Origin of the sequence: Larsenimonas salina (assembly GCF_023736155.1) — a bacterium.
Taxonomy (GTDB): domain Bacteria; phylum Pseudomonadota; class Gammaproteobacteria; order Pseudomonadales; family Halomonadaceae; genus Larsenimonas; species Larsenimonas salina.
This window is the reverse complement of record NZ_JAMLJJ010000009.1, coordinates 76,459-90,471: the sequence shown is the minus strand read 5'-3', so window position 1 is coordinate 90,471 and position 14,013 is coordinate 76,459. Positions and strand designations below refer to the sequence as shown.

General features: G+C 61.5%; 13 protein-coding genes. 11 read left to right on the top strand and 2 right to left on the bottom strand.

The genetic code is table 11. The annotated features are described in order from the left end of the window. The first annotated feature begins 523 nt into the window (after positions 1–523). From NAT23_RS13980 to NAT23_RS13955, 6 genes are all read left to right on the top strand, one after another. A complete protein-coding gene (locus tag NAT23_RS13980; RefSeq protein ID WP_251929266.1) occupies positions 524–2,626 on the top strand; it encodes a putative bifunctional diguanylate cyclase/phosphodiesterase in 2,103 nt (700 codons plus the stop codon). A gap of 109 nt (positions 2,627–2,735) precedes the next feature. Next, the gene (locus tag NAT23_RS13975) at positions 2,736–3,059 is read left to right on the top strand and encodes a YkgJ family cysteine cluster protein (RefSeq protein WP_251929265.1); all 324 of its coding nucleotides are present in this window, start codon (positions 2,736–2,738) and stop codon (positions 3,057–3,059) included. Positions 3,060–3,122: 63 nt separating this feature from the next. Continuing rightward, positions 3,123–3,797 carry a spermidine synthase gene (locus tag NAT23_RS13970; RefSeq protein WP_251929264.1) on the top strand — a complete coding sequence of 225 codons (675 nt, stop codon included), beginning with the start codon at positions 3,123–3,125 and terminating at the stop codon, positions 3,795–3,797. Positions 3,798–3,898: 101 nt separating this feature from the next. After that, positions 3,899–4,315: an alternative ribosome rescue aminoacyl-tRNA hydrolase ArfB gene (gene arfB / locus NAT23_RS13965; RefSeq protein ID WP_251929263.1), complete on the top strand. Its 417-nt coding sequence runs from the start codon at positions 3,899–3,901 to the stop codon at positions 4,313–4,315. 72 nt (positions 4,316–4,387) lie between these two features. Next, positions 4,388–5,404 (top strand): zinc-dependent alcohol dehydrogenase family protein, encoded by a 1,017-nt coding sequence (locus NAT23_RS13960; RefSeq protein ID WP_251929262.1) that lies wholly within the window; start codon positions 4,388–4,390, stop codon positions 5,402–5,404. A gap of 72 nt (positions 5,405–5,476) precedes the next feature. After that, complete coding sequence (locus tag NAT23_RS13955; protein ID WP_251929261.1) at positions 5,477–5,695, top strand: DUF3820 family protein; 219 nt, start codon at positions 5,477–5,479, stop codon at positions 5,693–5,695. Between the two features lie 53 nt (positions 5,696–5,748). Here the strand turns inward: NAT23_RS13955 and NAT23_RS13950 are convergent, their stop codons facing one another. Then, a complete protein-coding gene (locus tag NAT23_RS13950; protein ID WP_251929260.1) occupies positions 5,749–6,180 on the bottom strand; it encodes an RcnB family protein in 432 nt (143 codons plus the stop codon). A gap of 658 nt (positions 6,181–6,838) precedes the next feature. Between NAT23_RS13950 and NAT23_RS13945 the strand changes: the two genes are divergently transcribed. The 5 genes from NAT23_RS13945 (at position 6,839) to NAT23_RS13925 (ending at position 13,645) form a co-directional block, all read left to right on the top strand. Next, the gene (locus NAT23_RS13945) at positions 6,839–7,333 is read left to right on the top strand and encodes a methylated-DNA--[protein]-cysteine S-methyltransferase (RefSeq protein WP_286010050.1); all 495 of its coding nucleotides are present in this window, start codon (positions 6,839–6,841) and stop codon (positions 7,331–7,333) included. 315 nt (positions 7,334–7,648) lie between these two features. Then, positions 7,649–9,562 (top strand): acyltransferase family protein, encoded by a 1,914-nt coding sequence (locus tag NAT23_RS13940; RefSeq protein WP_251929258.1) that lies wholly within the window; start codon positions 7,649–7,651, stop codon positions 9,560–9,562. Between the two features lie 136 nt (positions 9,563–9,698). Beyond that, positions 9,699–10,388, top strand: coding sequence for an SDR family NAD(P)-dependent oxidoreductase (locus tag NAT23_RS13935; RefSeq protein ID WP_251929257.1), 690 nt, complete (start codon positions 9,699–9,701; stop codon positions 10,386–10,388). Positions 10,389–10,572: 184 nt separating this feature from the next. Further along, positions 10,573–12,039, top strand: coding sequence for a Na+/H+ antiporter NhaC family protein (locus NAT23_RS13930; protein ID WP_251929256.1), 1,467 nt, complete (start codon positions 10,573–10,575; stop codon positions 12,037–12,039). A gap of 70 nt (positions 12,040–12,109) precedes the next feature. Further along, on the top strand, positions 12,110–13,645 hold the full coding sequence (locus NAT23_RS13925) for a cryptochrome/photolyase family protein (protein WP_251929255.1): 1,536 nt from the start codon (positions 12,110–12,112) through the stop codon (positions 13,643–13,645). Between the two features lie 11 nt (positions 13,646–13,656). Here NAT23_RS13925 and NAT23_RS13920 read toward each other — a convergent pair whose 3' ends face one another. Beyond that, positions 13,657–13,956: an ArsR/SmtB family transcription factor gene (locus NAT23_RS13920; protein WP_251594601.1), complete on the bottom strand. Its 300-nt coding sequence runs from the start codon at positions 13,954–13,956 to the stop codon at positions 13,657–13,659. Positions 13,957–14,013 lie beyond the last annotated feature (57 nt).

The window sequence follows — 14,013 nt, the reverse complement described above, 5'->3', positions numbered from 1 at the left end:
GAATGCGTGGCTCGCATCATCATGATGGCGGCCCGGTCTTCAGCAGAAAGATGGCGATAGCAGTGGTTCATGGCAACACCGTACCTGATGGCTCACGTGTTGCACTTGGTCATTGAGACCGCCCATCACTACTTCAAAACATATTTATATGGCATAACTTACATACCTATAAGCGCCTCCATTCAAAGAATAAATAGCCTCGTAGAGGAAATAGAAAAGCAATATTTAATTATTTTAAAATTAAATCCCATCTCAAAAAATAAAGCATGCATAAATACTAAAAAATTAAATTTTTAAACAAAGCCCGATTGATGCAAAATACAACCTTATCGAACCCCTCTCGCATTACCTTAATTCATTGTTGCGCGCCATTTGTTCTGGTACTACTGGGGCCGCATTCGCACCGATTGCGCTGATTGACGATTCTAAATATTAAGCGCCATCGGTCGACATTAGCTGTCTGAGATCACAACCAGAACCAATGGAATGCCTCCGGGTTATTTCAACGTACAGAGTCTTGTGAATGGGCTATTTTACTGCGACGTATAACCTTAGCCTGGTCGTTTTATCCCTTGCCGTGGCAGGACTGGCTTCCTTGACCGCGCTTGATCTGGCCGGGCGCCTTCGCGTCACGACAGGGCGCGCACGCCTGGCCTGGCTAGGCGGCGGCGCCTTTGCCATGGGCACCGGCATCTGGGCGATGCATTTCATCGGAATGCTTGCCATGGATACCGCCGAATACGCAGGCTACAACCTGGCGCTGACCGCGGTGTCTCTGGGCGCCGCCATCCTGACGTCGGCCCTGGCCCTGTTTATCGTGCAGACCGGGCAGCTCAATCGATTCAGGCTGATCGCGGGGTCGATGGTCATGGGTGCAGGCATCTGCCTGATGCATTACGTCGGCATGATGGCAATGATTACCACCGAAGCCATTGCCTATCGTCCTGCCCTCTTCGTGCTGTCCGCGGCCATTGCGGTGTCGGCCTCAGGCGTTGCCCTGTGGTTGTCCTTTTACCTGTCACCAGCAACCGGCCGTGCCCCTTTGTGGCAACGTCTGTCGGCGGCGATGGTCATGGCCGTCGGCATCTCCGGCATGCACTACACCGGCATGGCCGCAGCGATCATGCCGAACAGCATCATGGCGCACGTTCAAAGCGGCATTAAGCCCGTGGAGCTTGCCATCGCGACGGCCGTGATCGCCACGTGCATCCTGCTGGCCGCCTTGATGATGGCAATCTACGACGCTCATCTGGGATCACGCACTGCCCGGCTCGCGGCGTCCCTGCATCAAGCCAACATCGAGTTGAAAGAACGGGTTCACCGGGACCCGTTGACCCACCTTCCGAATCGCATACTGTTCGAGGAGCGCCTCGATGCCCAGCTGCCGGTCGCGAACGGGCTGGCGGTCCTGTTTATCAATCTGGACCGGTTCAGGGCCGTCAACGACGCCTTCGGTCACCGCCTCGGTGACGCGGTGCTGCGCGCCGTGGCTAACCGCTTACAAAACGCGGTAGGCGCACACGACACCGTGGCCCGAGGCGGTGGCGATGAGTTCATGGTGCTGGTGTCGGGCAGTACCGACCTCGACACCTATCAGACGCTTGCTCAGCAGCTGATCAGCGCGCTTAGCCGCCCCTTTCACATCGAAGACCACCTCATTTCCTTGTCGGCCAGTATCGGCCTCAGCCTCTATCCGGATCAGGCCGCCGACCGCCACGCGCTGATGATCTACGCTGACACCGCCATGAGCAGCGCCAGCGCCAGCGGCGGCAATCGCTTTCAACTCTATGAGCCGGCGATGTCCTCCCAGGCCGAACGCCACTCGGCCATCGAGCGGCGTCTTCGACTGGCCCTCACAACCGATGGCCTGTCGCTTGCCTACCAGCCCAAAGTGAACCTTCGCTCCGGCCTCATCGAGGGCGTCGAGGCCCTGCTGCGCTGGGAGGACGACGAGCTTGGCCGGGTCACGCCAGACGAGATCATCCCAGTGGCCGAAGCGACCGGGTTGATCGTGCCGCTGGGGCAATGGGTGCTGCGTACGGCCTGTCAGAGTTTTGGGACCGACGCCCCCTTCGAGCGGCCCCTGTCCGTTGCAGTCAATGTGTCGGCACTGCAGCTGGATGACCGCCAGTTCACACGCAAGCTCACCCGTATTCTCGAGGAGACCGGTTTTCCCGCCGAGCGCCTCGAGCTTGAGCTGACCGAGAGCGCACTGGTGCATAACCCCGAGCGCGCGCGGGTCACCCTGACCGAACTGCGTGCCCTCGGCCTGACGTTTGCCATCGACGATTTCGGTACCGGGTATTCAAACCTTGCCCAACTCAGACGCCTGCCGATCCAGACACTCAAGATCGATCGCACCTTCATGATGGGTGTGACGACAAGCGCTCAAGAGGCCGCCATCGTCAAGGCCGTCATGGCGCTGGCGCACGCACTCGAGCTGCACGTAGTGGCAGAAGGCATCGAAACTCCGGAGCAGCTCGACTTCATCAAGAAACTGGGCGGCCATCACTATCAGGGGTATCTGTGCAGTAAGCCCCTCGATTGTACGGGCCTGTTGAGCTTCATGAAGACGTTACCGAGCACCGCCGAGCAACGACGAGCCACCTCAACACGCCGAGTGTAACCACGCACACCGTATGACTGGCGATTCGGACAAATCGCTGCGTTCAAGGTATCCTGCGCGTCTCACGATCGGACCGGTTTTAAAGAACCGCCATTACAGGATGCCCCTCATGTCGGACACCGCCCGCGCTCACGACCCACGTCCCGTGGAAGACGTCAGCTGCTTCAACTGCGAAGCCTGCTGCTGCCGGCTCGAGGTCATTCTCGATGGCGAGGACCTGGACCGCGGCCTTCCCCTGCATCTGACCGAGGAAGACGCCTGGGGCGGTCTGGTCATGCGCCGTGAGGACGACGGCTGGTGCGCGGCGGTCGATCGCAACACCATGCTGTGCACGATCCATACACGGCGTCCCCAGAACTGCCGCGATTTCGACGTCGCAAGCCCTGAATGCCTCGAGGAGCGCGCGATCCATCTGGTGCCACGCGCGCACTGAGCGCTTTTTTTCCACTCCGACAGTTTTTCACTCCAACAGGTTTCCACTCCGACAGGCGAGCCCATGGCCAAACTGACCGAAATCGATACCGCCGCCATTCCCGGGGGCCGCGGCCACCTGCGGCTTCTGCAACGTGACGATGAATTTTCGATTCGCATTGCCGGCAAGCCCGGCGAATTGATGAACAGCCGCCTGCACGGCTCCGAAGACGCCCTCGCTGAGCTTGCCTGTACGCGCGTGGCCGATCGCGCACCGAGTCGTGTGCTGGTCGGTGGGCTTGGCATGGGATTCACCCTCGCCGCGGCGCTCAAGAGCCTCCCCGACCACGCCGAAGTGGTGGTCGCCGAGCTGGTACCGGGGGTGGTGGACTGGAACCGGGGCCCGCTCGGCAACGCCGCCGGCCACCCAATCAACGACCCGCGCTGCCGGATTCTCATCGAGGATGTGGTGGCGGTGCTCGAGCAGAACCCGGGCGAGTTCGACGCCATCATGCTCGACGTCGATAACGGCCCGGAAGGCCTGACCCGCAAGGACAACGACCGTCTCTACAACGCACAGGGCCTCGAGACGATCCAGCGCGCCCTCACCAGCGACGGCGTGGTCGCGATCTGGTCGGCCGGCATGGACCCGGCCTTCAGCGAGCGCCTGAAGCGGGCCGGACTCTGCGTCGAAGAACATACGGTGCGCGCGCACCGCCCCGGCAAGGGCGCGCGACATACCATTTGGCTTGGCTGGTAGGCAGGTCATCGCCGATCGCGTTTATCCGTTTATTTGTTCATTCGTTTATTCGTTCATCCATTCGCCACTGTTTTTATTGTCGACAAGAAGAGGTGCCCTGCATGCCGCTCGAGGTCTCGCGCAACGTAACGATCCCCGATCATGAAATCGAGCTGAGCGCCATTCGCGCTCAGGGCGCCGGTGGCCAGAACGTCAACAAGGTCGCCTCCGCCATCCATCTGCGATTCGACATCAATGCCTCAAGCCTGCATCCGGGCATCAAGGAAAAACTGCTGGCCCTGCGCGACCGCCGCGTGACCCAGGACGGCGTGATCGTTATCAAGGCCCAGCAGTACCGTACCCAGGAGCAGAACCGGGACGATGCCCTCGCCCGACTCAAGGAATTGATTCGCCCGGTGCTCTATTCCGATAAGCCGCGCAAGGCCACTCGCCCGAGCAAAAGCGCCAAACGAAAACGCGTCGACAGCAAAACCAAGCACGGTGCCCGCAAGCAGCTCAGGGGCAAGGTGGACTATTGAGCCGTCCCGGCTTGACTACACTGGGCGTCGCCCGCAGTTCAAGGCACATAGACCAGGATTTACGGAGGCTTCATGAAGGCAGCCACACTCAGCGCGCCCGGTGGGCTCGATCACATTCGCATCAGCGACATCAACGACCCCGGCACCCCCGGGCCGGGCCAGATTCGAGTGGCCATTCACGCCACCTCGCTCAATTTTCATGACCTGATCGTCGCCGGCGGCCAGAGCCCGACCGAGGATGGACGGCTTCTGATGTCCGACGGCGCCGGCGTGGTCGAGGCCATCGGCGACGGCGTGACCGAATTCGCCGTGGGTGATCACGTCGTGTCGTGTTTCTTCCCCCAGTGGCCCTCAGGCCCTGCCACCACCCCGGTTGGCGGCTTCGCACAGACCCCGGGTGACGGCGTTAACGGCATGGCCGCCGACGCCGTTGTCCGAGACGCCGCTGCCTTCACCAAGGCACCCGCCGGCTGGAGCCACGCCGAAGCCGCCACACTGACCACCGCGGGCCTTACCGCCTGGCGGGCGCTGGTTCATGACGGCGGCCTCAAGGCCGGCGACACCGTGCTGACGCTCGGTACCGGCGGCGTGTCGATTGCCGCGATCCAGATCGCACGCCTGATGGGCGCCACGGTTATCGTGACCTCCTCGAGCGACGACAAGCTTGAACGGGCCAGGGCGCTGGGCGCGACTCACACCATCAACTACAAAACGCACCCCGAGTGGGCGGGCAAGGTGCTCGAGCTGACCGGCGGCGAAGGGGCCGATCACGTGATCGAGCTCGGTGGGCCGGGCACGCTTGCCCAATCCATTGAGGCGGTGCGCGTTGGCGGGCATATCTCGCTGATCGGCGTGTTAACCGGACTTCAGGGCGAGGTGCCGACCGCCACCCTGATGCGCAAGCAGGTTCGCTTGCAGGGTCTGATCGTTGGCAACCGCCAGATGCAAAAGGCGTACATCGCCGCGCTGGAGGCAAGCGATGTCCGCCCGGTGATTGATCGAACCTACGACGGGCTCGAGACACTGGCCGATGCCTTCGCCTACCAGCAAAGCGCCGATCATTTAGGCAAGATCTGCGTGACCTGGTAACTCTTCTCGCGCCGGAGGCCGGAGTGACGGCTCGGCTCCGGCGCAACGAGCCTCAAAGTGACTGTGCGCACCATGAACCCTGACGATCTAACCAAGCTGGTCCAGTGGAAGATGCCGTTTGGCAAGTACGAAGGCCGGCTGCTGGCCGACCTGCCCGGCCACTACCTGAACTGGTTCGCCCGCGAGGGCTTCCCGAACGGCGAACTCGGCCGGCTGCTGGCGCTCATGCACGAGATCGACCACAACGGGCTTTCGCCCCTGATCGAACCACTTCGTTCGCCGCGCACATGAAAAAAACGCCCGCCAAAGGGCGGGCGAAGCAGATTTCGGCGTTTCAGGCGTAATCAGTGCCCTAATATGATCGAGGTGATGATCCCGCTGGCCACGGCGGCAAGGACATAACGGCCATCCACTTCGTACCAGCGATGGCCAGCGGGCGGCTTGGACAAACCATGGGCGTGCCAGTCGCGTACTGCATGACGGTCGTCTCGGTATTGGCCCGGCATGCGCTCACCTTGACGCCAGGAGTCCGGACCTCGTTGATCATGCCCTTTCGCCTGAGCGGGGCGCTGTGTGTTCATGCGATCAGGGCCGGCCTGCGTGTCAGAATGGCCACGCTGGTCGTGTGCGCTAGAGCTCGAGTGCTGATCACGTTGCCCGTGCAGTTGTTGATCCTGTCGCAGCTTGGGGTCGCCATGGCCTTCATCGGCCATGGCGACCGAGCTCGCGCCAATGCATGCACCCAGGATCAGCGCAGTCAATTTTAATGTTTTCATGAGCGTTCTCCTAGATGTGTTCGGGAGTCACTCTACGGCCCAAATAAGGAAACAGTGTTCACAAACCGTGTCAGCGCGCTGCCTTCTTATTAAAATTAAGTTTTAAAAAAGCGTTCGGGTGTTAACCGACGCCCCTGTCGACCTAAGTTTCAAGTACTTCCGATGCCTATGGATGTCCGAGAGTGATCGATGTGATCACGCCACCGGCCACCGTCGCGAGCACTTAGCGACCGTCGATCATCAACCCTCGCACCCCGTCCGGGGAAGATAACAAGTGATAGGCTCGACAATCGGTGATCCAGTCGCGGTCGTCATGTATATAACGCGCCAGCAGATGGGCGCCGCATTCCCAGTCATCGTGGAGGGTGGGTGCCCTCAATCATCGTAGGCCGGCGGACCTTTCTAGAACGGCCGGTCGACGCGAGCGGAGTTGTAGAGAGAGTCACGGCAGCAAGCAAGGCAGCTGAAACTATCTTCATGAAAACCCACGTGTGGGTCAAAACGACATGATTAAAAAAAACAGTGTTCAAAACTCGTGGAGCCTCGATAACACTGTGTACTCGCTCCGGCCAAAACCACGGCGTCACCCATACAAAAGCCGTATATTGAATCGGCTGGAGCCTGCTAGCCTGATAACACATCGTTACTGGAGACGGCCATGAGCACCGCCCAACTGACCCTGATCGACACCCCCATCGGCGCCATTTCCCTGACCGCCAACCATCGTGCCCTCACCCAAATTCGCTTTCTGGGCGACACCCCGCAAGACCCCACCACCCTCGAGGACGAACACCATCCGGTGCTGGATCTGGCGGCCAGAGAGCTTGCGGCCTATCTCGGCGGGCAATACCACGATTTCACGGTGCCGCTCGAGCCTCAGGGCGCACCCTTTCAACAGCTTGTCTGGCAGGCACTCAAGGCCATCCCATGGGGCGAGACCCGAAGCTATGGCGAGATTGCACAGGCCATCGGTCAACCGACAGCGGCACGCGCCGTCGGCATGGCCAACCATAAAAATCCCCTGCCGATCATGATTCCCTGCCATCGCGTCATTGGCGCCGATGGCAAGCTTACCGGCTACAACGGCGGCATGACGATCAAGGAGCAGCTCCTTGCACTCGAACACGCCCAGCACAGCATGGCGCTGATCTAGCCCCCAGAACGGCGCAAAAGGTCTTTTTCTGCACGCCTTTCAGCGTCGCGGCCTGTCCTCTTATTCCTCGATTGCCAACAGGTGCGCTTACCGACAAGCCCGAGCCACTGTGCCGACTGCGCCATTTGTAAATCGGATGTTACGCATTCCTGATATCATGGCGCGGGTCTTTCCTTTCACCGTTCGGGGCTGCCCCGAATGCCTTGAATCATGCACCTTGCGCCAATGAGCGTCCGGCCTGCACCGTCGATGGCCGAGCGGCCTCATCGATGGCAGTGCAGCACCAACGCCAAGTAAGAATCTGGACGTTATACAATGAATTTTCGTTACGATATCAATGGACTGAGAGCGTATGCCGTCGCGGCAGTCGTGCTGTTCCATTTCTTTCCCACCTCGCTTGAAGGCGGCTTTGCAGGCGTTGATGTCTTTTTCGTCATCTCCGGCTTTTTGATGACCGCAATTATCTTCAAGGGCCTGAACGGCGGCAGTTTTTCACTGCTGCGGTTTTATCTCTCGCGCATCAACCGCATCGTTCCGGCACTGGCGGTGCTTTGTCTGGTGCTTTTGGTGGCAGGCTGGTTTCTGCTGCCGCCGCTTGATTACCGGACGCTTGGCAAGCACGCAGGGGCCAGCGTCGGCTTCATTTCGAACGTGGTCTATCTGAACGAGGCCGGCTATTTCGACGCCGATTCGCATCTGAAATGGCTTTTGCATACCTGGTCACTGTCGGTCGAATGGCAGTTCTACCTGCTCTACCCGGTGGTGCTTCTGGCGGCGTTCAAGACGCTGGGGGCAAGGGCCACCCGCGCGCTCGTGCCGGTCGCGGCGGTGCTCGGGTTCGGCTACGGCGTTTATCTCACCGAAAACGACGCCGAGAGTGCCTACTTCCTGCTGTCGAGCCGCGCCTGGGAAATGCTGGTCGGCGGCGCCGCCTTTCTGTACCCGATCACGCTTGGGCGCATGGCCAAACGCGCTGTCGAAGGCAGTGGTCTGGCACTGATCATTCTCTCGGTGCTCTTGATCGATGACTCCAATCTCTGGCCCGGTGCGCTGGCGTTTTTCCCGGTGATCGGGGCGTTCATGGTCCTTCAGGCCCAACGCAATGACAGCGTTTTCACCAATAACCCGGTGTGTCAGTCCCTCGGCGCCTGGTCCTATTCCATCTATCTGTGGCACTGGCCGCTGGTGGTGGCCATCTACTATTTCGAGCTTCCGGCATATACCAGCTATCTCGCCCTGGCGCTTTCGGTGCTGGCGGGCTTTTTAAGCTACCGCTTCATCGAGCGATTTTCATCCAAGAAGAACCTGTCGATTCTCGGGCTCTGGCGGTGCAAGCCGCTTCAACTTGCACTGGTCGCAGGCGTCGTGAGCGTCGCCGTCTTTCTGACCCAGGGGGCCCGCTTTCACTACAGTGACGCCGTCTGGGCCGCCGACAGCGGCCGGCTCAGCATCAACAGCCGCCGCTATGAGTGCCTGAAGGGCGGCAAGGGCGCCAGTGCCGCACAATGCGTCTATGACGGTGACGACAGCGCGCCGCGCGTGGCGGTCATCGGAGACAGCCATGCCCAGAGTCTGCTGCCGATGGTTCACTCACTGCACGACGGCAAGACCCTCGACTGGACCATGAGCAGTTGCCGGACCATCAGCGGTGTTTTCCGCATTCGAAACGATCAGGAAGAGCACTACTGCGGCAACTGGGTCGCACAGCTCAAGGAAAAGCTCGAGCCTGATGACACGCTGGTCATCCTGAACTGGCTCGGACGCATCTTCGATAACGATGAACCGGGCGAATACGTGCCCGGCACCATCGGGTTGCCCATGAAGGAGTACCGGGAACGGATGGCATCGGCCTACATCGACACCGTCTGTGAACTGGCCGATGCCCACCGCGTCATCGTGATCGAGGATACCCCGTTCTTCGAGCGGGACGTCCCCCGAGTCATGGCGCTCAAGCGTCTGCTTGATGACTCGAGCGACCAGGTGCGCATTCCCCGTGACGAGTACGAGGCGCAAATGGCCCACACCCGTTCCGTGTATCGCCGCGCGCAGAACCGCTGCGACATCACCCTGGTCTCTCCGGCCAAGGCGCTGTGCAATGAGCGCTACTGTTACGGCGAATCCGACGGACATGCGCTGTTTTTCGACAATAACCACTTGTCCCGCGAAGGCGCCGCCAAGCTCAAGCCCTTGCTGGCGCCGTACCTGGGGCAGGCGTCGGCCACGCCCTAATCAGGTCCGGTCGAGCCCGGTCGCGCCGAATGTCGGGTGCGGCCGGGTATGGCGGTCAGCGCGGTGAGCCTCTAGAGTGAGTCGCACGCCGGCCACCGCCGAGCCTCACGCATCGAGACCGTTTCAAGGAGACCGCATGGACACTCGCGTTGCCCTCATTTCCGGCGCCAATCGTGGCATCGGCGCCGCCATTGCCGAATACCTCTACCATCAGGGCTGGCAGCTCTCGCTCGGCATGCGTACACCAAAGCGTCCGAGATGGGACGACGAAGGCCGTTGCCATCTGTTCGCCTACGACGCAACAAAAGGTCAGGAGCAGGCCTGGGTCGAGGAGGCGCTCGCCCGGTTCGGCCGCATCGACGCGCTGATTCCATCCGCCGGCATCATGACGCCCAAAAATGTCATCGAGGCAAGCGATGACGACCTCGACGCCATGATGGCGGTCAACGTCAAGGCGCCGCGCCGGCTGGCCCAAGCCGCCTGGGAGCCTTTAAAGGCCCACGGCTGTGGCCGAGTGATTCTTTTGGCCTCACTGTCCGGGCTTCGCGTGAAATCGGCAGGCGCCGGGCTTTACGCCATGACCAAGCACGCAACGGTTGCGCTGTCGCACGCACTGCGCCAGCTCGGCTGGGACGACGGTATTCGAGCGACCGCCGTCTGTCCGGGCATGGTCAACACCGACATGACCCAGAACGCCGACATGCCAAATGCCGAGAAGATCGACCCCAACGCCATCGCCGCCTCGGTCGTTCTGCTTCTGAACCTGCCCAACAATTCGAGCGTTGCAGAGTTCAACATCAACTGCACGCTGGAACCCTCCTACTGAGTCTGCCCCCTGGAGGTCTTTACCCCGGCTCAATGATTGGGCCGCACGCGCTCTGCTGGTAGACTTGCCGGCCCGAATCGGACGGGTCGGCTGATACGAGCCGCCCCGAGCGCCCGCCATTCAAGGCGCGCGACTCATTCATGACCCCTCGTTCACATCGACACGCCGCGTGCAGGAACACATCATGTCATCATCGCCAGTCACCGAGGCCGCCCAGGGCGAAACTCGATCCCCAACGCTTACCTTCCGTTTCGGCGTCTGGGGCGCCGCCCTACCTCTGCTCTTTTTCGTCGTTTGGGCCATCACGATCAGCGTCCTGGGCTTTGCCACCGAAATCGGCCTGATCATGGGCGCGCTGTTCGGCCTCACGATTGGTCTCTTTTTCTGCAAGAGCCGCTGGCATGCCTACGCCGAGGGGCTGTTCAGCGGGCTAACGCAGCCGATCGGGGTGGTCGCGCTCATTGCCTGGTTCTATGCGGGCATGTTCGCACAGGTGCTGCAAACCGGCGGGCTGGTCGAGGGCCTGATCTGGCTCGGCAGCATCTCCAACACCACCGGCGGGCTGTTCGTGGGGCTGGCGTTTTTGTTGGCGGCGGTGTTTTCAAGCGCAGTGGGCACCGGCTACGGCACCGTCGTGGCCTTTTGCACGTTCCTGTACCCGGCCGGTATCGCGGTCGGCGGCGACCCGGTAATGTTGTTTGCAGCGATTCTGTCCGGCGCCATCTTCGGCGATAACCTCGCGCCGGTGTCTGATACCACCATCGTCTCTGCCACCACCCAGGACGCCGACGTCCCGGGCGTGGTGCGAAGCCGATTCAAGTACTCGATCATGGCGGGCATTCCCACGCTCATTCTTCTGGTGCTGTTCGGCGGCAGCGACGCCGAACTCTCAGGCCCGGAAGCGCTGGCGGCGATGCAGGCCAACACCGACCCGCAGGGCCTGATCATGCTGGCGCCCTTTGCGCTGGTCCTGGTGCTTGCCCTTCGCGGCCAACACCTTCTGACCTCGCTGACCTGGGGCATTCTGACCGGCTGCGCCCTGATGATCGCGACCGGCCTTGCCGAGCCTTCCGAACTGCTCGGCGTCGACGCCAACGGCGACATGACCGGCGCCCTAGTGCGCGGCGTGAAGGGCTATCTCAACATGGCGGTGCTGATTCTATTGATCGTTGGCGCGGCGCACCTGATGACCCTTGGGGGCACCATGGAGCGCATCACCGAGCTTTTGATGCGCTGGATCAAGAACTCGGTGCGCCGGGCGGAGCTTGCGATCTGGGGACTGGTTGCAGCGCTGAACAGCGCCATCACCATCAATACCGCCGCCGAAATCGCTGCCGCGCCGTTCGTGCGCGAGCTGGGCACGCGCTATCGCATCCACCGCTACCGACGCGCCAACATGCTCGACGCCGTTACCTCGGCGCTTGGCTACATCTTCCCGTGGGGCGCGCCGGTGCTTCTGGGCTGGGCAACGATCAGCTCGATGCAGGATACCTACGCTTGGCTTCCGATCGTGTCACCGACCTCGGTGTTCCCGTTCGTGTTCCAGGGCTGGCTGCTGCTTGCCATCATGCTGTTCGCCGCGATCACCGGCTGGGGCCGCACGTTTGAGGACAAGGACGGCAACGTCATGACCAAGCGCCCGACCGACTAACTCTTCAAGGCGCCGCCCGGGCGGCGCCGTTTCCGGCTACGCTTGTCGCATACCCCGGACAGGATATGCCATGGCCTCCCTCGTAGTTCTTCTGGGCGATCAGCTCAGCGACCGTCTGCCCGCCTTTGATGATTTCGAGCCGGACACCGACCGCGTCCTGATGGCCGAGGTCGAGCAGGAAGCGCGCTACGTCCCGCACCACCCCCAGAAGATCCTGCTGATTTTCGCGGCCATGCGCGCCTTTGCAGCGCGCCTCGAGAAGCAGGGCAAGCAGGTGATCTATCGAAAGATCGACAGCGCCGTCGAGGCCGACTCGCTCGAGGACGTTGTGCGCCATGAGCTTGCGCGCAAGCACTACGACCGGGTCATTCTGACCCACTGCGGCGAGCATCGGCTGCACCGGGCAATGCGGCGCTGGCAGAGCGAACTGCCGGTGGAAAACGTCGAGATTCGCGCCGACACCCGCTTCATCGCCCCACTGTCGTTTTTCAAGACATGGAGCGAGGGGCGCAAGGCGTGGCGGATGGAGTATTTCTACCGCGAGATGCGTAAGCGCACCGGGCTTTTGATGAACTCGGACGGCTCGCCGACCGGCGGGCAGTGGAACTTCGACGCCGAGAACCGGCGCGCCTACGACGGCAAGACACCCCTGCCCGAGCACCCTCGATTCGAGATGAGCGAGGCGACCAGAACGCTTGCCCGCCAGATCGATGCGCGTTTCGGCGATCACTTCGGTTCCCTCGACGACTTCAATTGGCCGACCACCCATGACGAGGCCGAGCGCCTGCTCGAGACCTTCATCGACGACGCCCTGCCCGGCTTCGGTGATTTCCAGGACGCCCTCACCGACGGCCAGCCCTTTCTGTTTCACGCGCTCATTTCCTCATCGTTGAATCTTGGCCTGCTCGACCCGCTGGACGTCTGCCAGCGCGCCGAACAGGCCTATAAGGAGGGCGCGGCGCCGCTCAACGCCGTCGAAGGCTTCATCCGCCAGATTCTTGGCTGGCGCGAGTACGTGCGGGGGCTCTACTGGCAGCTGATGCCGGACTACGCCGAGCGCAATCACCTGAACGCCCGCAAGGCACTGCCCTGGAGTTACTGGGGCGGCCACACCGACATGCACTGCATTCGAGAAGTCGTGCGCGGCATCGAGCGTTACGGCTACGCCCACCACATTCAACGACTGATGGTGACCGGCAACTTCGCCCTGCTGCTCGGGGTCAATCCGCGTGAGGTGTGTGAGTGGTACCTGGCGGTGTTCGTGGATGCGTTCGAGTGGGTCGAACTGCCCAATACGCTTGGGATGGCACTGCACGCCGACGGCGGCGTAATGGGCTCGAAGCCCTACGCCGCCAGCGGGCGCTACATCGACCGCCAGGGCGATTACTGCGCGCACTGCACGTACAACGTCAAAACCACAAGCGAGGACGACAGCTGTCCGTTCAACAGCCTCTATTGGGCGTTTCTTGATCGCAACCGCGACCGGTTCGAGGGGAATCACCGCATGAAAATGATGTACCGCAACTGGGACCGCCAGAACGAGGGCAAGCGCAAGGCGACGCTTGCTCGCGCCCGCTGGGTCAGAGACAACGTCGACACGCTCTAGCGTGCCAGGCCTTAAAGGCGCTCGGCCATGGCGTCGAGAAACGCCTGGGCGGTGTCGCGCTCATAGCGGTAGTAGGTCCACTGGCCGACGCGCTGAGAAGAGACCAGCCCGGCTCGGGAGAGCGTGGAAAGATAGAGCGAGATGGTCGGCTGAGACAGACCGGTCTTCTCGCGAATGTGGCTGACGCAAATGCCGCCCTCGGGCGCGGTGTCCTTTTGGGGCGGAAAGTGGCGCTCGGGCGCCTTGAGCCAGCTCAGTATGTCCAGGCGCACCGGGTTGGCCAGCGCGCTTATCACCGTATTGATGTCCATGATCACGACCCCAGAATGAAGGCCGGCCCAGTATACGCACTCCGGGCCGGGCTGCCG